19 protein-coding genes are annotated in these 25,535 nt (G+C 33.3%); 7 read left to right on the top strand and 12 right to left on the bottom strand.

Annotated features, from left to right (window positions below; translation table 11 throughout):
- Nucleotides 1-25: 25 nt before the first annotated feature.
- The 3 genes from menD to Q0975_RS12450 all read left to right on the top strand — a co-directional run bounded on the left by menD (nucleotide 26) and on the right by Q0975_RS12450 (nucleotide 3,138).
- A complete protein-coding gene (gene menD, locus Q0975_RS12460) occupies nucleotides 26-1,750 on the top strand; it encodes a 2-succinyl-5-enolpyruvyl-6-hydroxy-3-cyclohexene-1-carboxylic-acid synthase (RefSeq protein WP_299437084.1) in 1,725 nt (574 codons plus the stop codon).
- Nucleotides 1,751-1,853: 103 nt separating this feature from the next.
- A complete protein-coding gene (locus Q0975_RS12455; RefSeq protein WP_299437082.1) occupies nucleotides 1,854-2,195 on the top strand; it encodes a DUF2853 family protein in 342 nt (113 codons plus the stop codon).
- Nucleotides 2,196-2,304: 109 nt separating this feature from the next.
- A complete protein-coding gene (locus tag Q0975_RS12450) occupies nucleotides 2,305-3,138 on the top strand; it encodes a S1-like domain-containing RNA-binding protein (protein WP_299437081.1) in 834 nt (277 codons plus the stop codon).
- 50 nt (nucleotides 3,139-3,188) lie between these two features.
- On the opposite strand, the gene Q0975_RS12445 is transcribed toward Q0975_RS12450, so the two are convergent.
- A complete protein-coding gene (locus Q0975_RS12445) occupies nucleotides 3,189-3,635 on the bottom strand; it encodes a hypothetical protein (protein WP_299437080.1) in 447 nt (148 codons plus the stop codon).
- A gap of 204 nt (nucleotides 3,636-3,839) precedes the next feature.
- On the opposite strand from Q0975_RS12445, the gene Q0975_RS12440 reads away from it, so the two are divergent.
- Genes Q0975_RS12440 through Q0975_RS12430 form a run of 3 tightly spaced genes read left to right on the top strand, consistent with a single transcriptional unit; the run spans nucleotide 3,840 to nucleotide 6,171 of the window.
- The gene (locus Q0975_RS12440) at nucleotides 3,840-4,682 is read left to right on the top strand and encodes a 1,4-dihydroxy-2-naphthoyl-CoA synthase (protein ID WP_299437079.1); all 843 of its coding nucleotides are present in this window, start codon (nucleotides 3,840-3,842) and stop codon (nucleotides 4,680-4,682) included.
- A gap of 31 nt (nucleotides 4,683-4,713) precedes the next feature.
- Complete coding sequence (locus tag Q0975_RS12435) at nucleotides 4,714-5,526, top strand: hypothetical protein (protein WP_299437078.1); 813 nt, start codon at nucleotides 4,714-4,716, stop codon at nucleotides 5,524-5,526.
- A gap of 30 nt (nucleotides 5,527-5,556) precedes the next feature.
- Nucleotides 5,557-6,171 carry a hypothetical protein gene (locus tag Q0975_RS12430; protein ID WP_299437076.1) on the top strand — a complete coding sequence of 205 codons (615 nt, stop codon included), beginning with the start codon at nucleotides 5,557-5,559 and terminating at the stop codon, nucleotides 6,169-6,171.
- A gap of 91 nt (nucleotides 6,172-6,262) precedes the next feature.
- On the opposite strand, the gene Q0975_RS12425 is transcribed toward Q0975_RS12430, so the two are convergent.
- Nucleotides 6,263-8,677, bottom strand: a complete 2,415-nt coding sequence (locus Q0975_RS12425) for a thiamine pyrophosphate-dependent enzyme (protein ID WP_299437074.1) — start codon at nucleotides 8,675-8,677, stop codon at nucleotides 6,263-6,265.
- 591 nt (nucleotides 8,678-9,268) lie between these two features.
- On the opposite strand from Q0975_RS12425, the gene Q0975_RS12420 reads away from it, so the two are divergent.
- Nucleotides 9,269-9,787 (top strand): hypothetical protein, encoded by a 519-nt coding sequence (locus Q0975_RS12420; protein WP_299437072.1) that lies wholly within the window; start codon nucleotides 9,269-9,271, stop codon nucleotides 9,785-9,787.
- A gap of 64 nt (nucleotides 9,788-9,851) precedes the next feature.
- On the opposite strand, the gene Q0975_RS12415 is transcribed toward Q0975_RS12420, so the two are convergent.
- From Q0975_RS12415 to Q0975_RS12370, 10 genes are all read right to left on the bottom strand, one after another.
- Nucleotides 9,852-12,635 (bottom strand): metalloprotease, encoded by a 2,784-nt coding sequence (locus tag Q0975_RS12415; RefSeq protein WP_299437070.1) that lies wholly within the window; start codon nucleotides 12,633-12,635, stop codon nucleotides 9,852-9,854.
- 41 nt (nucleotides 12,636-12,676) lie between these two features.
- Nucleotides 12,677-13,927, bottom strand: a complete 1,251-nt coding sequence (locus tag Q0975_RS12410) for a T9SS type A sorting domain-containing protein (RefSeq protein WP_299437068.1) — start codon at nucleotides 13,925-13,927, stop codon at nucleotides 12,677-12,679.
- 38 nt (nucleotides 13,928-13,965) lie between these two features.
- Complete coding sequence (locus Q0975_RS12405; protein ID WP_299437066.1) at nucleotides 13,966-14,655, bottom strand: TIGR00730 family Rossman fold protein; 690 nt, start codon at nucleotides 14,653-14,655, stop codon at nucleotides 13,966-13,968.
- Nucleotides 14,656-14,728: 73 nt separating this feature from the next.
- Complete coding sequence (uvrA, locus tag Q0975_RS12400; RefSeq protein ID WP_299437065.1) at nucleotides 14,729-17,560, bottom strand: excinuclease ABC subunit UvrA; 2,832 nt, start codon at nucleotides 17,558-17,560, stop codon at nucleotides 14,729-14,731.
- A gap of 337 nt (nucleotides 17,561-17,897) precedes the next feature.
- Nucleotides 17,898-18,374: a nucleoside deaminase gene (locus Q0975_RS12395; RefSeq protein ID WP_299437063.1), complete on the bottom strand. Its 477-nt coding sequence runs from the start codon at nucleotides 18,372-18,374 to the stop codon at nucleotides 17,898-17,900.
- A 112-nt stretch (nucleotides 18,375-18,486) separates the two neighbouring features.
- Complete coding sequence (locus Q0975_RS12390; protein ID WP_299437061.1) at nucleotides 18,487-19,437, bottom strand: XdhC/CoxI family protein; 951 nt, start codon at nucleotides 19,435-19,437, stop codon at nucleotides 18,487-18,489.
- An 8-nt stretch (nucleotides 19,438-19,445) separates the two neighbouring features.
- Nucleotides 19,446-19,946: a hypothetical protein gene (locus Q0975_RS12385; protein ID WP_299437059.1), complete on the bottom strand. Its 501-nt coding sequence runs from the start codon at nucleotides 19,944-19,946 to the stop codon at nucleotides 19,446-19,448.
- Between the two features lie 5 nt (nucleotides 19,947-19,951).
- Nucleotides 19,952-22,213, bottom strand: a complete 2,262-nt coding sequence (locus Q0975_RS12380; protein WP_299437057.1) for a molybdopterin cofactor-binding domain-containing protein — start codon at nucleotides 22,211-22,213, stop codon at nucleotides 19,952-19,954.
- Nucleotides 22,210-23,616 (bottom strand): FAD binding domain-containing protein, encoded by a 1,407-nt coding sequence (locus Q0975_RS12375; RefSeq protein WP_299437055.1) that lies wholly within the window; start codon nucleotides 23,614-23,616, stop codon nucleotides 22,210-22,212. The genes Q0975_RS12380 and Q0975_RS12375 overlap by 4 nt, the downstream gene beginning before the upstream one ends.
- A 303-nt stretch (nucleotides 23,617-23,919) precedes the next feature.
- Nucleotides 23,920-25,149 carry a M12 family metallopeptidase gene (locus tag Q0975_RS12370; RefSeq protein WP_299437054.1) on the bottom strand — a complete coding sequence of 410 codons (1,230 nt, stop codon included), beginning with the start codon at nucleotides 25,147-25,149 and terminating at the stop codon, nucleotides 23,920-23,922.
- Nucleotides 25,150-25,535 lie beyond the last annotated feature (386 nt).

The raw sequence follows: 25,535 nt of genomic DNA, 5'->3' as shown, positions 1-25,535 counted from the left end.
GCTATATTGTAATTTAGCGCTTCGAATGAAGAAACGTTTATATTCTAAAATTCCTTTGTCACAGACTATTGTTGCTTTATGCGAAGCAAAGGGAATTCATCATATTGTTATATCTCCAGGATCCAGAAATGCACCTTTAACTATTGGTTTTACTGAAAACCCCGATATGCAATGTTATAGTATTGTGGATGAGCGATGTGCAGCTTTTTTTGCACTGGGAATCGCACAACAGATTAAGAAGCCTGTAGCATTGGTGTGTACATCAGGAAGCGCATTGTTAAACTATTATCCAGCAATATCTGAAGCTTTTTATAGTGATATTCCTTTAGTAGTATTGAGTGCAGATCGACCTATTGAACGCATAGATATTGGCGACGGACAAACGATACGTCAGAAAAATGTATTTGAAAACCATATTTTATATTCAGCGAATTTATATTCTGAAATTGTACCCGAAACACAGGTTGACGATCTTAAGGTAAAACAGAAACAACACGAAGCACAAAAACATAACGAAAGAGAGATTAATCTCGCTCTGAATGTTTCAATAGAAAAAAATGGTCCAGTTCATATCAATGTCCCTTTTTATGAACCACTATATGATATCATTGAGGAGCCAACTATTTCTCCAAAGAATATTCCGGTAGAGTATATCGAACATCGTATTTCTGATACCTTACGATCTAATATGGTATCCGAATGGAATAAAGCAACTCGTAAAATAGTATTGATTGGTGTTAATTCACCAGATAGTATTGATCAGAGATGGATTGATCACTTTGCTAAGGATCCTTCTGTTTTGGTTTTGACTGAAACAACATCTAATATTCATCATGCGTCTCATATTAACTGTATTGATCAGTTAATCACTTCTTTGAGTAAAGAGGAGTTTAGAGCTTTGCAACCAGAAATTTTATTGACTTTTGGTGGAATGGTTGTTTCTAAACGAATCAAGGCTTTTTTTAGGAATTACCAACCAGCAGTTCATTGGCATGTAGATGAGAAGAAAGCATATGATACTTATTTCTGTTTAACCGAGCATATAAAAATGGATCCGAATTCGTTTTTTTCCGATTTCCTGCCAAATGCTGAGATAGTAAAAAACACTTATAAATCTTCTTGGATTTCTATAAGGGATCAAAGAAGAGTAGGACATGCCGAATACTTAGAGAATGTAGATTTTACGGACCTTAAAGTATTTGAAACTATATTTGACCTCATTCCAGATCATCAGATAATTCAGTTAAGTAATAGTTCTACTGTGAGATATGCACAGTTGTTTTCGCTTAATGCTACATTCAAGGTATATTGTAATAGAGGCACAAGTGGTATAGACGGTAGCGTATCTACTGCAATTGGTGCGGCTGTTGCTTATGGAGTTCCTACAACCCTTATTACAGGTGATCTAAGTTTTTTTTATGATAGTAATGGATTGTGGAATGATGTTATCCCTCGTAATTTTAAGATCATCTTAATTAATAATAGTGGAGGAGGGATTTTTAGAATCTTGCCTGGCAAATCAGAAAGTGATAATTTTAGTACTTATTTCGAAACAAAGCATAATTTAACTGCAGAACAATTATGTAGTATGTTTCAGGTAAAATATACTTCTGTTACTGAAATAAATGGATTGGTAAATGGTATGAAAAACCTTTATAGTAGTAATGATGCTCCACAATTATTAGAAATTTTTACACCAAGAAAAGTAAATGATAGTGTTTTAATCGGTTATTTTAAGCACTTTGTCTAAAAATGCCTATATAATATAATTTATAAATGAATTATTCATTTATAAATAAGTTATATTTGAGATAACATAATAAATTAACTAAAACCTAAAACATTATCACCTTATGAGTAAAAGAGACGAATTAATAACTAAGTACGCAGCTGATATCAAAGATAAAATCGGTCAAACAGCAGATATGGACTTTTTAACAAAAGTTACAATTGGTTGTGGACCTTCTATTTATAATAAAGATGCTGCCACGGTATCGGGAAGTGATCAAGCAGAATTAGATACGGTAAAGAAGAATTTCTTAATCAAGAAGTTAGGTCTTTCTGATGGACCAAAATTAGATGAAGCTATAGCTTCTGTAATGGATGCATATGGTAAGTCTAACCGTAATAAGTATAGAGCAGTAGTTTATTACCTTTTGGCAAAACATTTCGGAAAAGAATCTGTTTACAAATAGAATAGCAGATATTAAAAATAATAATAAGGTGTTCTTTAAAGGACACCTTTTTTGTTTTAATATTATTAATAGGAAAATTAAAGAATTATCTTTGCGCAAAAAATAAAACATGCTGAAGCTTGGTGAATATAATACACTAGAAATTGTAAGAGAGAGAGAACAAGGAGTTTATCTCAGTGATGATGATGGAAATGAAGTGTTGTTGCCTAATAAATATGTCCCAGATGAATTTATGATTAGGGATGAGGTTAAGGTGTTTTTATATTTAGATCATGAGGAACGTATTGTGGCTACAACTTTAGAGCCGTATGCTACTATTAATTCTTTTGGATATCTAAAATGCACAACAGTTTCTGAGATAGGTGCTTTTATGGATTGGGGATTAGAAAAAGAACTTTTTATTCCTTTTAGAGAGCAGGCTTCTAAAATGAGAGTGGATAGCTGGTATCTTGTTTATGTATATTTAGATAAAGAGACAAACAGATTGGTAGGGTCAAGTAAGACGAATGCTTTTCTAGATAACTCTTTAGTATTATTATCCTCTTTTGATGAAGTGGACTTGATTGCATCTCATCCTTCTCCATTTGGCTGGAATATGATTGTAAACCAAAAACATTTGGGATTGGTCTATGAAGATGAGATCTTTCAAAAGATAACTCCAGGAGATCAGCTAAAAGGTTTTGTGAAAAAAGTACGCCCAGATGGTAAGATTGACCTTACCTTACAGAAACATGGGTACAGGGCAATAGAGCCTAATGCACAGCAAATTCTTGATGAACTAAAATCAAGTGGAGGTTTTATTGACCTTAATGATAAATCTGACCCTAACGATATTAAGGATGTTTTTCAGTTGAGTAAAAAAAGCTTCAAAAAAGCTATTGGTTCTTTGTATAAGGCTAAAAAGATCGTAATAGAAAAAGATGGTATTCGTTTAGCAGAATAATCTAATTTCTTCAATAAGGAATCTAAATCATTTTATGTAGCTGCGTAACTTTAATATGTTAAAGGAACTCCGGTTACTGGGCAATAAATTCCGGTATATGAACTGGCATCTCTATAAGCATTGTTTTTAATACCACCATTGCTGGTATTGCTGCTATTATATCCTCCGTTGCCTGTAATTGATACTCTAAAATTATTTTGAACACTGGTCGTGGTTGGTAATGCAACAGAATAATCAGATTGTATGAATTTATTTTCTGGAAGTAGAAGAACAGGTGCATCATTTTTTAAATGCTGTCTGCGCAAGTCTACTGCTAGATTAATCTCCATTAAATAATAATTACCAGTAGCAATTCTTTGACTTATATAAGATAGAGAAGGAGTAATCTCTCTATGTTCAAGCGTATACATATCGGTATTTTCTGATATTTTCACATTTAATTCTTCCCATTCTACAGCGAATGTTGGTTTTTCCTGTCCAAAAGAAGTAAAGCTCATACAAACTAAAATTAATCCAAAGAAGATTCTCATAATAATTTTTACTTTATGAATTTTGATTAAAAATATCAAAAATCGTGCTAAACCAGTGTTAATTTAAATGAAATATTCAAAATATTAATTTTTTAACTAGATTTAACTCCATAATTGATATAGGTCGATACGATATATTGTATTATTTTTGATAGTACTAAAAAAAATATAATGAGTTCAATAAACTGGAAAACTGCAAAAGAATATCAAGATATAACTTATAAGAAATCTAATGGAGTAGCTAGAATAGCATTTAACAGACCTAATGTGCGGAATGCTTTTAGACCTCAAACTACTAGTGAATTATATGACGCTTTTTATGATGCGCAAGAAGATACTTCTATAGGAGTGGTATTGCTTTCTGGAGAAGGGCCATCTACTAAAGATGGCGTTTATAGTTTTTGTAGCGGAGGTGATCAAAAAGCAAGGGGGCATCAAGGATATGTTGGACAAGATGGGATGCATAGACTAAATATATTAGAGGTGCAAAGATTGATACGGTTTATGCCGAAAGTTGTTATTGCAGTTGTTCCTGGATGGGCTGTAGGAGGAGGGCATAGTTTACATGTAGTGTGTGATCTTACACTTGCGAGTAAGGAACATGCTATTTTTAAACAAACAGATGCGGATGTAACTAGTTTTGATGGAGGATATGGTTCTGCGTATTTAGCCAAAATGGTTGGACAGAAAAAAGCTCGTGAGATTTTCTTTTTAGGTAGAGATTATTCTGCACAAGATGCTTATGAAATGGGTATGGTAAATGCAGTAATACCGCACGAAGAACTAGAGGAAACGGCATATCAATGGGCTCAAGAAATTCTTGAGAAATCTCCAACATCTATAAAAATGCTTAAATTTTCTATGAACCTTACTGATGATGGTATGGTTGGACAACAAGTTTTTGCAGGTGAAGCTACTCGATTGGCTTATATGACAGAGGAAGCTAAGGAAGGTAGAAATGCGTTTTTAGAAAAGAGAAAGCCCAATTTTAAAGATATTAAATGGATACCATAAGATGATAGAATCTTCAAATTTTGATTAAATAATGAAAAGTAAAGAAGACGAATTATTATCCGTACAATATAGGATTGAAAAATCCGGAATGAAACAGCAGAAGCTGGAGAATCGTCTTGCTTCAATTTCAAAAGAATTGAAAAGAAGTAAAAGGAATAGTTTTGTTTTTATGATATTTTTTCTGGTAGTTGTGATCGGAATGTCTGGAGGTATGTATTATTTAAGTCAAAACGATTTTGTTTTCTCTGATGATCAGGATGTTGATTCCAAAACTGATATTGATCAAATACAGAGAGTTAATGATTCATTAAAAGAAGAGTTAACAAAGCTAAAATCTGATATTGCTACTTATAAAACTAATTTAGTTTCTGAAAAGGATAGTCTTGAAGAGGTGTCAATTGATAGTTCAGGTAATGTTATCAATCGTAATAATCAAATGACAATAGCTGATGATGTTAAGAAATTAAAATTTGAAAGAAAGCATTGTTATGTAAAAAGAGCATTTAGAACAAATGGAGTGATTTTTATCGAAGTTGATTTTATAGAATATTTCAAAGGAAAGAAAGCTGTAGAAAAGGCTAAGGAGAATGGTGAAGCTGAATATGATATTGATAAAAATGGTGATACATTATATTTCTTGTACGATAATTATTATGTATCGAACGCTAGCGCAAAACTAAGAAGATTAGAACTAAACGATAAAGTTCGTGTTCAGGATATAAATCAAATATCGAAAGGCTTTCCGTTAAAAGCTTTTCAAAAAATTATTAATAATAATCCCATTATGGTTTTAGAAATAAATGATGGAATTGTATATAAAATAACAAAACAGAAATTACCATAAGCCTATAAGTCTCTTTTAATACCCCACAAAATGCCAGATATTAAAAATGAAGATCTCTTATCGTTGCATTATCAGATAGAAAAAGCTGAGGTAGAACAACAGAAGTTAGAAGATCTTCTAAACGATAAATCAGTAGAACTCAAAAAAAACAGAGCATCTAAAATGATGTTGAAAATGCTTTGTTCTGTTTTGTTAATAATTACAATTGCATTAATAATTTATGCAATATTTTGGGTTGAGGATAGTGATAGTTCGGTTGCTATTGACAATAAAGAATTCTCATCTTTTCAATCAGAAATTAATGGACTTAAAAACCAGTTAAACGAATTGAAAAATGATCAATCTGATATTAAAAATATCAAAGACCTTTATTTGTATAGAAGTTTAATTAATAAGGATACTGTATATTCTGTACAAATTCAGTCGTTTACAAAAGATAAGGTTTCTTTCGTTTCAGAAAAATTCACAAACACTCTTTTTTATAATGACACTTATTATTATAAGCTTAGTTTAGGGATTTTTGAGACCCTCGAAGAAGCTCAAAAATTTAGAAAAATCCTACTTCAATCTGGGATTATTGATAAAAATATATTTGTGATCTCTTATAAAGAAGGAGAGCGTATACGAATAGAAAATCCCTTTTAAACCCCTCATCACTGAGGGGATTATAAGTCTTGAGAAATGAAATACTTCTAAAAGAAACAAGATTTTACAATTTTGCTTAGAAGTTTCCGGTTTATCTTAGTTTAGGGTATTCGATAGGATTAACTTCGTTCATTAAGCTATAAACTTTTTCAAAAATATCTTCAGTAGATGGTTTACTAAAATAATCTCCATCAGTACCAAATGCTGGACGATGTGGCTTTGCACTAAGTGTTTGTGGCTCACTATCCAGATATTGATAAATATTTTGTTCGTCAATAAGTTTATGTAATATATACCCAGTAGCTCCACCAGGAACATCCTCATCGATAATAAGGATTCTATTCGTTTTGGCAACACTTTTTACAATGTCTTGAGTAAGATCAAATGGAATCAAAGATTGTACATCAATTACCTCTGCATTAATTCCTACTGATAGCAATTCTTTTGCAGCTTGTTCTACTAACCTTAAAGTCGATCCATAGGAAACAAGTGTTATGTCATTTCCTTCTTTTACCGTTTCAACCACACCTAGTGGTGTTCTTATTTCGGATAGGTTTGATGGCATTTTTTCTTTAAGACGATATCCATTTAGGCATTCTACAACTACAGCCGGTTCATCACTATCTAGTAAAGTATTGTAAAACCCTGCAGCTTTTGTCATGTCTCTAGGTACAAGAATATGGATACCTCTTAATAAATGAATTAAACCACCCATTTGAGATCCTGAATGCCAAATACCTTCTAAACGATGCCCTCTTGTTCTAACAATTAAAGGAGCCTTTTGTTTTGCAAATGTTCTATATCTCAAAGTAGCAAGATCATCACTTAATCCCTGGATACAATATAAAATATAATCTAGGTATTGTATTTCTGCAATGGGTCTAAGACCTCTCATAGCCATACCAATTCCTTGACCGATAATGGTAGCTTCTCTAATACCAGCATCGGATACTCTTATATCTCCAAATTTTTGTTGTAATCCTTCAAGTCCTTGGTTAACATCACCTATTTTACCACTATCTTCTCCAAAGATTAAAGATTCAGGAATTCTGCTGAATATTTGATCAAAATTATCTCTAAGAATTACTCGACCGTCTACGATTTCAGCATTAGAAGCATATTCTGGTTTCACTTCCTTAATTTGAACTGCATTACTATCGAATTCATTGTATAGATGATCACTATACTTAGGTTGGATTTCTGCTATATAATTATTAATCCAGTTTTGAAGTTCAGTTTTTTCTGAAAAACTTTCCTTAACGATATAACGCAATGTTCTTCTTGTTGCTTCAAGAATATCCTTGCGTATTGGCTCATCTTTATCAGCTAAAGTCTTTACAAGAGGAGAAATGAAATTTTTATTTGTACTGTTGGTCTCAACAGCTCTTAATCGAATTAAAGCTTCTTTTTGTTCTTCCTTAATTTCTGATATATATGCGTTCCAGGCGCTATTTTTACCTTGTTTAACTATTTTTTTACAAGATTTTTCTATTTCAAGTAATTCGTCAGAAGTAGCTACATTGTGTTCAATGATCCATTCTTTGAATTTCTTATTACAATCATGTTCACGTTCCCAATTTAATCGTTCTTCACTTTTATATCTCTCGTGTGATCCCGATGTAGAGTGACCTTGTGGTTGAGTTAATTCTTTTACATGAACAATAACAGGAATATGCTGTTCTCTGGCTAAGTCTTCTGCTGTCTCATAAGCTTCTACTAAAGCGGGGTAATCCCAACCGTTTACCACTATGATTTCGTATCCATCGTGTTTTTCATCACGTCTGAATCCTTCTAAGACTAAAGATATATTTTCTTTTGTAGTTTGGTGTTTTGCGTGAACAGAAATACCATATTCATCATCCCAAACGCTAATAACCATAGGTACTTGTAAAACGCCTCCTGCATTTACAGTTTCCCAAAAAAGTCCTTCACTAGTACTTGCATTACCAATAGTTCCCCAGGCTACCTCATTTCCGTTAATCGAAAAATTAGTATGTCCTTCTACGCTTTTCTCATTACGATACACCTTGGATGCTTGTGCTAAACCTAGTAATCTAGGCATTTGACCAGCGGTAGGCGAGATGTCGGAGCTTGAGTTCTTTTGTTCGGTTAAGTTTTTCCAGGACCCATCTTCATTAAGACTATGAGTAGCAAAGTGACCACCCATCTGTCTACCCGCAGCAAAAGGTTCTTTTTTGATATCAGTATGTGCATATAGACCAGCAAAGAATTGCTCTACTGTATATTGATCAATAGCCATCATGAATGTTTGATCTCTATAATATCCTGATCTAAAGTCACCATTACGAAAAACCCTAGCCATTGCTAATTGAGGTAATTCCTTACCACCGCCAAAAATTCCGAATTTAGACTTACCCGTAAGTACTTCTCGTCTTCCTAACAAACTACACTCTCTACTAGTTATAGCAATTTTATAATCTCTAAGTATTTGATTTCTATATTCTTCAAATGAAATATTAGGTGTAATGGTTGTTTCAGGCTGCATGTGAACGATGTTTTACGGTGCGCAAATTTAGCTAAAATTCACGGCATTTCCAAGGCAAGAAGTATTAAATTTGTTAAGGATAATTCATTTAAAATCGTTTTTCTTTAGTGAATTCTTTATTTAGCTGGTTATTTTAAGACTTGATTAACAAATATTCAAAATTTTCACATTTAAATTTTTATTAAATAATGTTACTATAAACTAGCCGTATTTTTGATTTTTCTGAAATATCATATAAAGTGTGTTTTTGCTACTGTGACGTATAAATTATACTTAACTGCCTTTTTTTACTTGCGAATCAAAAAAAAAATATAAATTAGAACTGATATTAAAAATAGACTATCAGTGTCATTAAATTGGCGTCATTAGGTTGTGATGGATCCTTAGTAATGTAATATAGAATTTTTGAAAAGTATAAAGCTAACAGATATATTGTTCTACTGCACTTTTGCAGTTGTTATAATAATTGCTGTTTTTTTTGATAGAAAATATCTAGCATATGCATTACCACTAACCATAGTTTCTATAGGGATTATATATTTCAAACGGGAGATAAACAAGAGTTTTTGGTATATACTTAGTTTAATTTCCATGATTATTTGCGATACGCTTATTTACACTGATTTTGTTCAAAATTTTGCTGCCATATGTATCTTGACATCTATATACTTTATATCGTGTACATTGGCATTGAGGAAGTATTTATTGATTAAAAATATCAAACGTAATACTTTTTTATCCATACCTATTTTAGTTAGTTCGGGATTAGTTGCGTATTTGATATATGCCATTTCTCAATTATTGATCGATGTGGTTAAAAAGGCGATTCCAGAGGTGGTTTTTTGTTTAATTGGCTCTACTTTATACCTATTAGTGTCTTATCTTATATATGTACAAGATATGTCTAAAGAAGGTTTGAAATTAATTGTAGTGGCTTTTTTGTGCATATTTATAGTGTCTTTATTACCAATAAATGAGCTGTTTTATTCAAGTAAAATATTTACCGTGTTTATTAATATTGCTCATGTATTGAGTCTTTATCTCTTAATGAGATTTTTAGTGGAAACTACTCCTAAAAAAGAAATGTCTTCTTCAGAAAAATATCTTTAATAAAGAAATTTGAAGTGAAACATTGAAAAAGAAAGTGATTTATATAAAAATTATTAGATAAGCACTAATACCATTCTCTTGTGAAAAGACTAATAAGAGTTTGCGGACTTAGTGTTATAATAAATCTTATTTTTTCGTTATAATTCGGTTGATCGATTTCAAAACCATTATTAGAAACTACCGGGAAGAAAAGTTCAAAATAATCGGCAACGAGGCTTACTCGCACACCTGCATCGTAAACGAATTTTGGTGATATTCCTTTATTTTTAACAAACCCTACATCTCCATAGGCATAAATCCAGTTCCAGATATTAGTATTGGCATTAAGTGTAGTGATCCATTGGTTGGCAAATGGATATTCTAATTGAGATTTAAACCCTCCTTCGGCAATAATGATTTGTTGACTCACCAAACCTGTTTCTTCGCTACGTCCTAAGTAACTAAAATCAAAAAGATAATCCGTAGGTCTATCTAAGGCAAAACTAAAAAAATCACCATCTTTCTGAGTGTCATTATATATAAAAGCTCCCGCAAACAAACGTAGATTTATTTGCCTGTTATTAAGGAACACATTTCTGTAGTTGATAGTGGTAGATAATTTACTGAAGTTCTTGGCGATTTGATAATCAAATATATACGAAGTGAAATCTAATAGGTTGAAATCTGAATATCGATATCTAACATTAAAAACACTATAATCAGGAGTTTCTACAGGATTAATATCATCACGCTCTCTAAATACATTTATACTTCTTATGGATAATCGCTGTCTTTCGTTTGATCTTAAATCTTGTGGTCGCCAATAAAAGTCCACAGAAGGGGAGAAGCGTCTGAATAATAGATCTGGAGCATAACTAAACATGCTACCACTAAACGCGTATTTGATCTGATAAAGATCATAATCCGCAACCTGATCTCTGTATTGAAAAAAAGCAGAGCCAAGTAGTTTTTTCGAAAGAAAACCATAACTAGGAGTAATTCTATAATCAAAATCTCTTCTTATGAATGTTTTATTATAGAATTTCGAACCAATAGTTACACCATCATATACATTATTAAATTCGAATTCAGGAATATAAAATACCTGACTACGTGTAGGATCCTCAACATCCTGTAAAAATCTAAATTGTATTGGTTTATTAAATATTCCTTTTAGATTTCGGTGGTTGTTTCTTCGATTTACCTCTGGAATATTTTGATCATAATCTAATACTAGCTTATCAATATCTTCGTTGGCAATTTTTACTTTTTTCTTTCCGGTGATATTGGTAACCCAGGTTTTGGAAACCAATTGCCCATCTCTCAATCCTGCTAATGAAACAGGCATGTCATTATTTCTTTTATTCTTTATGGTGACTTCTAGAGAATCGCCCTTCTTTTTAATTGATTTAATTTTAAAATCTAATTTTTCATTAGTAGGAACGTAATCTTCAAAAAACCAATCTATATTTTTTGGAGTCAGGTTATTAAGGATTTTTTCGAATTCCGTAGAATTTGTAAGTTTTAATGTGTTATTCGCATAATATTCTTTAACCGCTTCTGCTAGAACATTATCATCCTCTAAGTAATCTTCTAAATATTTAAAACCAATTCCTGCTTTATACGCATTGGCAATATTTTTATTGAATTTCACAAGTTTATCCTGCGGTTCAGTAAGTGGTTGATCCAGAAATAACCTGGCCATATTTTTATATCCCAAGAAATACTGATCGTTAAAATCTAAATCTGCCGCATGAAACCAGCGAATACCAATAATTTTACTTAGGTTTCCTATGATTTTCATATCTGGGTAATACTGTTCAGTATACGCCATCATTAAATAAATATGTATAGCGTCTTTTATCCAGGCATCATATCTGGGATTAATAAGTAATGTCTTTTCCAGATAACTTTCAGTAATAGATTTTAACTGTTTAATTTCGTACTGAAATCCATCAGGAAATGGACGTAATATATCAGGTAATTGATTTAAGCCATATACAGGATTGTTTTTATAATCATTTTCTGAGACTAATATTTTATCAAAAGGATAGGGGCCTAATCGATTTTCTAAAAATTTAATGATTCTTTTTGTTGCCACACTTTTCATCTCTGGCATTAAATCATTGTCTTCTATATTACTGATCAGCTTTACCCCATTCATTTGGAAATCATAAAATGAATTATTTCTTTCCAAGTAAAGGTTTGCCTCATTTCTGTTTTTTCCTAAAAGTTGTATGGTCTTAGTTTGATCGTCTGAATTAAATAAATCTTCTTGATCAAATTCGCTGGTAAGATTATAGTAGGACGGTAGTTTTATGTTTATTTTATAATCTGCCAAAGGCGCATATAAATCATCAAGGTTTTTATGACTATATATGTTCCATTTTGTATCATATACAGCAGGAACTATATACCAGTATTTTAAACTGAAATCTCCATTTTTGCGATAACCGTAGCGGGTAAACTTTTCACTTGGGAGCTTTACTTTATAGGTTAAATAAAAAGTAAAACTATCTCCAGGAAGTAATTGTTGATCAATTTTTAATCGTATTATATCAGGAGTTTGGTCATAACGTTCCCAAGCTAATTTTTTAGAAGTCGTATTTGTTATAGATTCGATTGCTGTTGCTCCACGCTCATAATCCTTTGCAAAATAGAATCTTTTTAAGAAATCCTCAGAAAAGCGTTCTCCTAAAGGAGTTGTCTTATTAGAAAAACTATTTGCCCAATCGTGCAGAAAAATTTCTTGTAATGTGTCTTTTGACGAGTTGGTATACCTAATCTCTTGTTGTATCGAGAGCACCTTATTTTCAGTATCCAGAATTCCATCAATAGCAATATTGTGCTGAGCTGATACAGCTTGCAATACAAAAAGAGTTAAAATAATATGTGATATTCTGGAAATGCTCAACTTCTCTTTAAAAATTTAATCGTTTTACTATAGATACTCGTTGGCACAAGATAGTATATTCCATTATTTAATTCAGAAACAGAGATATTTGTAACACTGTTTCCTTCTGCAGAAAATGATTTTATTTCTTGTCCCAAAGTATCATAAATTTTGAAATCAATTGGCGCTGAGTTATTATTAATTTGTATTGATAATTGATCATCAATTATAGTACCACTGTTTAATTGTATCGTTTTTGTAGTTTCTACAAACTCCGGAGTACTCAAAAATTGTTGATCAACTTGCAATTCCATAACCACTGGTAGGTGGTCGCTCATATTGTATAAAGCATCTCTTAATCCACTATCAAATGATCCTGTACAGTCAACATCGTCAATTCGCTGATTATAACAATTGCCGTTATTACCATAAGAATCGTATGTGTTAGGGATATAACTTAATTCAGAACTATTCATCATATTTTCTGATATTAAGATAAAATCAAACCGATCATCCAGTCCGCCACCACTTCCAAATTCACCAAAATCATCACTATTGATTCGCGTACTTTGGGTATGAATATTTGTAAAAGTATCATTACTGGACCATTCACCAGGAGCATCAATTGGATCCACCATAACAATTTTATTATCTCGATCCAGTAATTCTCGATAAGCGGGTTCGTTAGAAGAGTATACGTTTAAATCTCCTGCAAAAATCACATATGCGTTTTCATCTAAGTTCACTAAGTTGTCTGTAAATACTTTTACCATATCGAAACGCTTGTCCTCATTATCAGCACCTCTACTAGCTTTAAGATGTGTGATGAAAATTTCTATTCTGATTGGGTTATTAACCTGATTGTCTGAGATTAATTCCAAGGTATACCAATTAATATCCCTAAGCGCATTTATTAGTCTTTGACTTTGTACTAAGGTAAACTTTTGATTGTTGTAATATAATAATTGATGTAGTTCTACATCAGAGTTAGAAAAATTAAATAAAAAGGGAGCGCTTGAATAATTGTTATTATCGTCGTTTAAGGAGTTATTCAATATTTCATCACCACCAGCTTCGGTTTCCAATTCACATATCATAAAAATATCAGGTTCATAACTATCGATAATGGTTTCTAATATTTCTTCTCTATTGTCTGGAGGTGCTGTAGGATAATTTAATACGTTATAAAACATAGTCTTAATAGTAGCTTGCCCAAATGAAATTTGAGCACTACAAAACACTATAACGATTATTAATATTCTTTTCATTGTTGAGCTTGTTGAGTTTGTGCGAAAAGATATGTTTCTTAGAAATTTGGACTTAAATTATATTCTCCGTAGAACTTATCTAATATGTCCAATACTTCTTCTGGCGTATCTACTACGTGTATCAAATCCATATCTCCTGCACTAATATTACCAAATTTACTTAATAAAGTACTTTTAACCCAGCCCATTAGTCCACCCCAGAACTCAGTACTTACTAAAATAATAGGAAATACTGCAATTTTTTTGGTTTGTATTAAAGTGATCGCTTCAAATAGCTCATCTAATGTTCCGAATCCTCCTGGCATTACTACAAATCCCTGAGAGTATTTTACGAACATTACTTTACGAACAAAGAAGTAATCAAAATCTAAGCTTTTATCACTATCGATATATGGATTGTCATGTTGTTCGAATGGTAGTTCTATATTAAGTCCAACTGATGTTCCGCCACCTAAATGTGCTCCTTTATTACCAGCTTCCATAATACCAGGACCACCTCCCGTAATAACTCCATATCCATGCTCCACAATTTTTTGAGCTACATCTACGGTTAGTTGGTAGTACTTGTCATCAGTTTTGGTTCTGGCAGATCCAAAAATGGATACGCAAGGTCCAATTTTGCTCATTCTTTCAAATCCATTCACAAATTCTCCCATGATCTTAAAAATAGCCCAAGAATCATTTGTTTTTATTTCATTCCATCCCTTGTGGTGTTGTTCTTTTCTCATAAATTATCTTTTATAGCTTTCAGTGAATAACTGATGTAGCTTTTTATTAATTGTTTATATTTTGATATTATAACTATGCTAATTCCTTTTTCAAAAACTTAGCGGTATAGCTTTTTTTATTTTTAATAATTTCTTCAGGAGTTCCTTTTGCTACAACCTCGCCTCCATTTCTTCCTCCTTCATATCCAATGTCGATAATATAATCTGCCATTTTTACAACATCCAGATTATGTTCTATAATTAACACAGTGTTTCCTTTGTTCACTAATTCATTCAATACCTCCATTAATACCCTGATATCTTCAAAATGAAGACCCGTTGTAGGCTCGTCTAATATATAAAAAGTATTTCCAGTATCTCTTTTAGATAATTCTGTAGCTAATTTAATTCGTTGTGCCTCGCCACCAGATAATGTAGTGGATTGCTGCCCTAAGGTAATGTATCCTAAGCCAACACTTCTGATTGTTTTTAGTTTTCTGAATATTTTGGGAATTTGATCAAAAAAATCACAGGACTCATTGATGGTCATTTCTAATACATCAGAAATAGATTTTCCTTTATATCTTATTTCTAAAGTTTCTCTATTAAATCTTTTTCCTTGGCACGTTTCACATTCCACGTAAACATCTGGTAAAAAATTCATTTCGATGACACGTAAACCACCTCCTTTACATGTTTCACATCTTCCTCCAGTGACATTAAAGCTAAAACGTCCCGGTTTATATCCACGAATCATAGCTTCGGGAGTTTTAGAGAATAATGTTCTAATTTCAGAAAAAACTCCGGTATACGTAGCAGGATTAGATCTTGGTGTACGTCCAATAGGAGATTGATTAATATCAATTACTTTATCTGCATGTTCTAGACCTTTTATTTTTTTGTATGGCATTGGTTTTTTAACACCATTAAAATAATATGCATTTAAAATAGGGTATAGGGTTTCGTTTATTAGTGTTGATTTACCACTACCAGAAACTCCAGTAACAGCTACCATCTTACCTAAAGGAATATCTATTGATACATTTTTTAAGTTATTTCCGGTAGCACCTGTTAAAGAAATCTTCTTACCATTTCCTTTTCTTCTTTTTGCAGGAACTTCTATTTGTCTTTTACCACTTAAATAATCAGCGGTTAATGTTGCATGGGTTCTTAAATCTTCAGGAGTACCTTCACTGATAATTTCACCTCCGTGTTTTCCTGCTCTAGGACCAATATCAATCACATGATCTGCTCGTTCAATCATATCCTTATCATGTTCTACCACGATAACCGAATTTCCTATATCTCTTAGTTGAACAAGTGAATTAATTAGTTTTTCATTATCTCGCTGGTGCAGTCCAATACTTGGTTCATCCAAAATATATAGTACACCAACTAATTGTGAGCCAATCTGAGTAGCTAAACGAATACGCTGTGCTTCTCCTCCAGAAAGTGATTTGCTACTTCTGTTTAGAGATAGATAAGTTAATCCAACATCAATTAAGAATTGTAGTCTGGTATTGATTTCTTTAAGAATTTCTCCTGAAATCTGTTTTTGTTTTTCATTAAGTGTATCAGGAAGGTCTTTGAACCATGTAGCCAGTTCACTGATATCCATATTTGCTAGATCAGCTATATTTTTTTCTCCAACTTTAAAGTATAAAGATTCTTTACGAAGCCTGGATCCATCGCATGTTGGACATTCAATATTATCCATAAAATCCTTTGCCCATCTGCGCAAAGATGTAGAATCATTATTGGTATAAGTAGTATCAATAAAAGTGGCGATACCTTCAAAGTCAATTTTATATTCTCTGGTAACGCCTAGTGTTTTACTATTAATACTGAATTTTTCTTTTCCTCCATAAAGAATGACTTCCATCGCTTCTTCAGGGATTTTTTTAATAGGATCACTTAGTTTAAAATCATATCGTTGAGCGATTAACTCTAGTTGTTTAAAAATCCAGTTGTTCTTTTGTGGACCTTGAGGCACTAAACCACCACTTTTAATGGATTTAGAATCATCAGGAATGATTTTTTTGATATTAACCTCATAGAGATTTCCAATTCCATTACATTTTGGACAAGCACCTTTTGGAGAGTTAAATGAAAAGTTATTAGGCTCTGGGTTTGGATATGAAATCCCACTTGAGGGGCACATTAAATTCCGACTAAAGAATCGTGCTTCTGTTGATCCTTGCTCAATAACCATAAGTACATCATCACCATGATACATAGCGGTATTGATAGTTTCCATCAAACGTTTAGAATTGTCCTTGTCATCTGCGACCGCTATACGATCTATAACAATCTCTATATCGTGATTTTTATAACGATCTAGTTTCATGCCCTTGGTGATATCTTTGATTTCACCATCTGTACGAACTTTTACAAAACCTTGTTTAGCAATTTGCTCAAAAAGCTCTCGATAATGTCCTTTTCTAGAGCGAACAACAGGAGCAAGTATATTGATTTTTTTTCCGTTAAAATCTTTGAGGATTAGTTCTTTAATTTGTTCATCACTATAGCTTACCATTTTTTCACCAGTGTTATAGCTATAGGCATCACTACCACGTGCAAATAGAAGTCTTAGGAAATCATATATTTCGGTAATAGTTCCTACGGTACTTCTAGGGCTTTTGCTAGTTGTTTTTTGTTCAATAGCAATTACAGGAGATAGGCCATCTATTTTATCAACATCTGGTCGTTCTAGACTACCTAGAAACTGCCTGGCATATGCAGAAAATGTTTCGATATATCTACGTTGTCCTTCTGCATAAATTGTGTCAAAAGCTAGTGATGATTTACCAGAACCAGAAAGCCCGGTAATTACTACTAATTTTTCACGAGGTATTGTTACGTCAATGTTCTTAAGATTATGAACTCTTGCACCTAAAACCTCAATATTATCATCTGATATTGCCATAAATTTTTAACCAAGATTGCAAATGTAGTTATTTGATAGTTCTTAGTAAAATGGGGTTGGCTTTTACAATTGTTAAATACCTGTTATAATTTGAAGAGTGTGCTTCGAGAGCCTCAGCCCACAAAACGAACTCGAAAAGTCATTACACAGAAGGATTAGGCACTCGAATCCTAATTTCATATGAGTTGGACTTCGACTCCGCTCAGTCCGCATATGCTCAGTTTACTGATACACTCCGCTGATGCTGAATTTACCGAAGTATAGTCCTCAGATCACGAACCCTGAGGCTCTCGAAAGGTAATTCTAGATGAATAGAAGTAAAGCAATTAATCTTAAATCAATACTCTGTTCTGTCAGATTTTGAATCCCATTTCTTAAAAACTTTTAACGCTTCATCTCTCAATACGTTCGTGAACTCTATTTGTCTATTAGAAATACCTACTGCAATTTCATCATAAATTAATTGGTCATCAAATTCAATGTCAGCAGCATCTTCGCGAGTACATCCGTAAAACACCTTTTTTGGTCTAGCCCAATAGATAGCTCCCAAACACATTGGGCAAGGCTCACAAGAAGTATAAATAATACAATCTTCTAACTGAAAAGTATCTAATTTTTTGCAAGCTGTGCGGATCGCATCTACTTCTGCATGTGCGGTAGGATCATTCTGTGAGGTAACCTTGTTACATCCTTCTGCTATTATTTCACCATTTTTTACAATCACTGCTCCAAATGGACCTCCTGTATTGGTATCCATACCATTTTCTGCAAGTTCGATTGCACGTCTCATAAATTTCTTATCCTCCTCAGTCATGTGTCTTAATTTTGTATTATAGTTTGATTAAATAGTAAGATTTTTTGACCATTTAATCATGAATAAATATTGAGTGGAAATGTAATTTTTTTAGATTAAGAAACAAAATATATTATTGGTTCATATTTTTGATCTTAATAACTTCAGCAGCAATGCTTACTGCAATCTCATGAGGCGTCTGGCTTTTTATTGCAAGTCCAATAGGTGCGTGAACTATGTTTAATTCGGACATTTCAATACCTTCTTTTTGTAAAACCTCCCACATTGTTTTTAGTTTTGCAGTGCTACCAAGTACACCTATGTATGCAAAGCTTTTTCTAATAAGTTTATTTAGTACTAATTTATCATCGATATATCTGTTGGTCATAATAGCTACATAATTGCCTGAACCTTCAGAAACGTAATTTGCTATTTCATTGAAATCTACTATTAATTTCTGGTGGGCGCTAGTGTTTAATTCAAGTGTATTTAGGTGTTCTCGATTATCAAAAACTACTACATGAAATCCAAGAGTAACAAACAGTTCAGAAACTGCTACGCTAACATGACCTCCGCCAACAATGTATAATGTATCTGTAAAACCTATATGTTCTTTAAAAAACCAATCTAGAGGTGATGTTATCCGGTATTCGAATTTATTGGCTAGTTGTTCTTTAGAAAAACCGATTGAAGTAGGTGTTGCGACAAACGTTCCTTTTACATTGTTTTGCAAACAATCTAGAATATCTTCAATAATAGAAATGTGTTGAGCATTTAATGGGTGAAAGACTACAGTCTGTTCTCCAGAACAAATCATTCCAGAGCCATTTTGTTTATGGCCTTGATGTATTTGTTTTTTCAAAAAGATTTTCAAATCACCAGTGTGTAGTAATTCCTTAGCTTCTTCAACTAGCGAAAATTCCATAACACCGCCACCAATAGAACCAAAAATAAAACCATCTTCAGCGACCAGCATTTTGAATCCTTTTCTACCAGGAGAACTGCCAATATTTTCTATAACAGTTAGTAGATATACGTTTTGGGTATCTTGTAATTTTGATAAAAGATGTTGCCAGAATTTCATACGTTTTGTTAATTGAAAATCACTTCGCTTAATGCATAATAAATAGCCATCAAAGCAGAGAAGATAGCACTAGCCAAAAATCGCCAATGTAGGTTTACTTTATTTTGAATTAAATAATTAGCCACAAACGATATAGGGATGTTGACTAAAAATGATAATCCTGCTATTTCCAGTAAATTTAAGTTGATTTGATTAAAATTACCAGAAAAAAGTTTGATGAATAACAAATGACGCGCAATCCATAACGGATTAAAATAGAGTATTGCTAATACTGTTTTAACAAGTGTTTTTTTTATTCCTTGTGTGTCCTTTGTTTTACGCTCAATCCAAGCAAAATAGTTTGGAATTTCTAAGGCATATAATGTTGCTCCCAATAACATCATTCCTAATAATCGATATATAGAGAATTCTCCTAGTAATAAGGAGGCAATCAAATCTCCAGAACTATAGATGATAGCTCCTCTTAAGATATTAGACGTAGTGTATTGCAACTTTATGGGCTTCCTCAAAATTATTACTTTTCGTATAATCCCATTAATACCTTTTCTGGGGTAAATGGTGAATCAAACTTTGGTTTATAATTTTTATTGAAAGTTTTTACAGCTTGTTGGATGGCAAAATATGTACCAATTCCATACATTAATGGAGGTTCGCCAACAGCTTTAGATTTTTGGATCGCCATATCATTTCCTTCCGTTTTTGCAGGTATGGTTTCGATTACCTTTGGTGCCGAAAATATGTCAGGCACTTTATATGTCGATAAAGCATTTGATAGTAATCGTCCATTGTTGTTATATGCAATTTCTTCCATAGTCATCCAGCCAATTCCTTGTGCGAGTGCACCTTCCACTTGTCCGATATCTATTCCGAGATTCATGCTTTTTCCGAAATCATGTACAATTTTTACAGCATCTATTTCATAAGTTCCTCTTACACAATCAACGGTAACTAGTGTAATTGCAGTCCCATATACATGATATGCAAAAGGATGTCCTTTTTCTTTTGTTTTATCAAAATGAATTATGGGTGTTGCATAATGTGCATTTTCAGTTAAGGCAATTCTTTCTGACATGGCCTGAGCTACAGTCGCTTCCCAACTTATATTTGATTTTTTACCATCTACGAAAATATAATCCTCTTTAAAAGAAATTTTGGATACATCTGTTGCAATCATTTTAGCTGCTACTTTGCTCAATCGTTCGATTAATGCGATACAAGCCTTGTATACAGCTTTTCCATTCAAATCTGCTGTAGCACTTGCCGCAGAAGGCGAAGTATTGGCTACACGAGTTGTATTGGTTGTTTCTAATTTTAATTTGGAAGCAGAAATACCCAAGGTACTTTGAGCAACTTGTAACATTTTTGTATTCACGCTTTGCCCCATTTCTACTGCTCCTGTACTCACGCCAACGCTACCGTCCTGATAGATATGAATCAATGCTCTTGCATGATTCATCATCGTGTTCGTAAATGAAATTCCGAAAGTAACGGGCATTAAAGAGATTCCTTTTTTGAAATGAGCATTATCTGTATTGAAGTCAGCGACTTCTTGTTCTAGTACATCAAGGTCAAATTTTTCTTTTGCCGTAAACCAAGTGTTTTGAGCTTCAACTTTTGTTGCGATTTGACCATAAGAGAATTCATCATTTTCGGCCAATAAATTAGCTTCCTGAATTTTTCGTCTATCAACTCCTATTGCATCTGCTGCTTTGGCAATAGCAGATTCAATAACAAACATTCCTTGGGGACCACCAAAACCTCTAAATGCTGTATTGGGTGGTAGGTTCGTTTTACAACTATACACTGTTGTGCTGACATTAGGAACAAAATAACTGTTAGTTGCATGAAATAATGTTCTTTCAGCAATTGCAGGCGATAAATCTGCTGCAGCACCAGAGTTTTGTAAAAACTCGGCTTCAAAAGCTATTATCTTTAAACTCTTATCGAGTCCAATTTTGAAAAAAGAAGAATACGGATGACGTTTTCCGGTCATACGCATATCATCGTGGCGGTTTAGAATATATTTTACAGGTTTGTTTAGATGTTGCACAGCAACTGCTGCCATAACAGACCAAGGCGTTGCTTGATCCTCTTTTCCACCAAAACCTCCACCTAATCGGATAACATCTATTTCTATTTTGTGCATGGGTATTCCCAAAACTTTAGCAGCAGTTTTTTGTACTGCTGTTGGGCCTTGTGTAGAGGATGTGATCTTGATACTTCCATTTTCTTGCGGAACAGCATAGCAGCCTTGTGTTTCTAGATACAGGTGCTCCTGACCATTAGAAAAGGTTTCGCCTTCGATTACATAATCACAACCCGAAAAAGCAGCATTCGTATCTCCTAGTGTAAAGGAACGCGGTGCATTGATAAAGCTTTGTTTTTCTTTAGCTTCCTTTGCTGTTGTAATTACAGGTAACTCTTCAATTTCTATCTCAATAAGCAGACGCGCTTTTTTTGCAATGGCTTCAGATGTTGCTACAATAAATGCAATAGGTTGTCCCCAGAAATGAACTTCATCTTCTGCCCATAAAGGTTCATCAGGAATAATTCCACCGATTTGGTTTTCGCCCAAAACGTCTTTGTATGTAAATATTTTTACAACGCCCTCTACTTGTTCCGCCTTCGTATAATCTACGTGTTTTATTTTTCCGTGCGCTTTTGGTGAATCAAATACCAATCCATACAAAGTATCTTGCCTGGTAATCAAATCATCTACAAATAGAGATTCTCCGCGGACATGCGTAAAACTGTCAATATTTTTCATCGTCTTCATGATACAGTCAGTTTTTGAAGTTGAACTTTTGCTGGGAATAATTCAATAAAATGTGCAAAGAATAATTGTTGTGCTAATAATCGCTTATAATCTGATGATCCTCGTACATCACTGATTGGTGCAATTTCTGACTGTAAAATTGACGCTGCTTCTTTAATGGTTTCTGAATTAATTTTTTTTCCAATCAAGAAATTACTAGTGTCGAATAGATACTTTGGGATAGGAGCAACGCCGCCCATAGAAAAATGTGCAGCTTTGATCACATTATTTTCTATGGTTATTTTAGCAGCAGTATTTACACTGGCTATATCTAAATGTGTTCGTTTACTTACCTTTTCAAAATTATAAGCGTCTTGATTTTCTAGGATGTCAAAAGAAATACTTTTTAGAATTTCTCCCTTTTGTAAATCATAAGTTTTATATCCTTTATAAAACTCATTAAAAGGTATTTGTCTTTCAGCGTTGGTTTCGTTCTGTATCGTTAAGGTAGTATTGAGTGCCAAAAAGAAAATTGTCATATCCCCGATAGGAGAAGCATTGACAAAGTTTCCTCCTAAAGTACCCATATTGCGTATAGGTTCAGAAGAAACTAGTTTAAGAAATGACTTTAGCTTTGGAAATAGCAGTTGTAATTTCTCATTTTCTACTAGTTCAGTCACGGTAGTGTTAACACCTATTGTGCACATGGAATCTGTACATTGAATCCCTTTCAGAGTTTTATCATCAGCTATTAACTGAACTTGTTCTTCTGCAAGTTGATCGGCATTATGAACGTATAGATCTGTTCCATTAGCAACTATTCTTCCTTCGCCAGTAACTACTTGTGGTGCTAGATCTTTTAATTTTTGTGGAATGGATTCAAAATAATTAGGAATAAACTCCTCTTTGATTAACCATGCGATGGTATCATTAGTATCTTTTTCTCGTAGTTTCTCTTCTATTAGCAGCCCTGCTTTCTCAATGGATTTATATCCGGTGCATCTACAAATATTACCGCTTATAGCATCATTACAAGAATCTAAACTACCTTCGCCGTTCTGCATAGCATACCCAGTCATAGAAACTACAAAACCTGGAGTACAAAATCCACACTGTGTAGCGTATTGATCGGTCATAGCTTGTTGTACTGTATTCAACGTTTCCGGTAAATTAATTCCTTCTACCGTTACAATGTGTTTTCCGTTGGCATTACCCAGAGGTGAAATGCAGGACGTAATATTTTGATAGGAGAGGTTATTGTCAGTTAGTTTTCCAACCAAAACTGTACAAGCACCGCAATCTCCTTCACGACAACCAATTTTTGTTCCTTTTAATTGCTTGTGTTCTCTTATAAAGTCTAGAAGTGTTATTCCTGCATTAGCAGATGTTCGAATAACCTCATTATTTAAAATAAATTGAATCATATGTAGAAAGCAAGGTACTAAAAAGTTATAATTGTCAATGAATGAAGTGCTATATTTCTTATTTGAATTCTGAACTCATTACGAACCCTGAGGTTCTCGAAGGGTGAGTCGGGTTTCGAGAGCCTCAACCCTCGGATATCGAACCCTGAGCCGTCGTACTGAGCTTGTCGAAGTGGGAGCCGAAAGGTGAACTGGGCTTCGAGAGCCTCAGCCCTCGGGTAGAAATGAGTTCGAATATTTAAAGAAAAAAATGCTGCTTAGTTTGATTAAGACAGCATTTTTAATTGTAAGTGACTATTTTATCTACCTTCTGGAAAATATAGGACCACAATAATCAAATAAGTTACAAGATCTCGTGTATTGAGGACCATCTGGCTCTCCATAATCATAATATTGATCCATAGTAACCAGTGTTGTAATTAAATACGAGCTTTGTCCCGGAGATAAAGTTACTGTATGATTAGTAATAGTCGTTTGTTGACCACTAGGATGTGTTTGTACATTTGAAACCGTTTCTACAATTTCATATCTAACCGTTAGTGGAGATGTAAGATTAGAACTAAAATTCAAGTAAAATTCTTCTTCTCGATATTGTGTGTCTTGAGAGGCTTCATAGTCTATAAGAATTCTATCAAAGGACTTATTATTTAAACGTCTTTCATCTATTTGAAAGCCATGAATTATAGCAACAGTTGCAGCATCTCCAGCGGAAAAAAACCTCATTCTATCCCAAGTCCCTCCATTTAATCTAGTCAGTGTATTTCCTGTACAGTTATCACATAGAAAAGCAGTATTACCATACAACATAGCTGACGTAAAATCAAAGGTTCCTTCCACAACCTGGTTTTGAGGTATTTGAAATTGACTAAGTCGTGATGGATCTATATTGTTTTCGTTTACAATGATAAAATTATTTCTATCGGCTCTAACATGTTCATGAAATAATCCCAAAGCGTGACCTATTTCATGTACAGAAGTTCCTGTACGATCAAAACTATTAGGATTTATATTAATCACCTGTAGACCTCCTTGTCTCCCTAAAGCAGAGTTACCTCCAATATCAGGGTCATTAGTAATATCTCTAAATTCTATAAAACTATCAGCTGTTTGACCAGAAGACAATTCAACAAAGTTGATGCACGATAATCGATTTCTTATCCTATTCATTGCAGCACGTACGTTCGCGGTACTGGAAAAGTTAGGATGAAATCTATAAGGAACATATAGGTTATTCCATCTTTTAGAAAGGTTACTAATTGCTACCGATTTATTATAATTGGGAATAGATAAGGATTTTATTTGATCTTTATTCAAAAGCATATCTCCCCAAGAGTAAAAATTTTCATCATATTTCAATAATGCAATTTTCCCGCCATCTTTAGCTGGAATATATATAATATCTTTAGTAGAAGATTCTGTATCAGCATCTCTTTCTAAAAGCGCATTTGTATCTTGTAAAAGATTTTCTTCCAGGTCATTATCACAAGACCAAAATGCGATTATTACTAATAATAAAGTTGTGATTTTTTTCATGATTTAAGTTTTATAATATTATTACCAATATGTTCTATTGCAAAAAGAATCTTACCCTCATTTTGTAATGTTTTTTTACAAAAAAAATCGGCTTTGGTTACGCGGCTGCTGAGCGTGTCGAAGTACAGCCCTCGGTATTCGAACCCTGAGCTGTCACACTGAGCTTGTCGAAGTGGTAGTCGAAGGATGATTCCAAACGAACCCGAAGTGTACTTGTATTAGGATTCCGAATACAGGGAAATTTCCTCCATTGTGTTTACTAGTATACACTGTTATGTATGCTTTCTGTTTTATAGTAAACTCAAAGAATAACGGCTATTACTAGATAATACTGAGACATTGTGCGTGTAATAGGGTTTTAATAAAGTATCTTTGAGATAGTATTA

Source organism: uncultured Aquimarina sp. (assembly GCF_947500065.1).
GTDB lineage: Bacteria > Bacteroidota > Bacteroidia > Flavobacteriales > Flavobacteriaceae > Aquimarina.
This window is presented reverse-complemented; position numbering and strand designations above follow the sequence as displayed.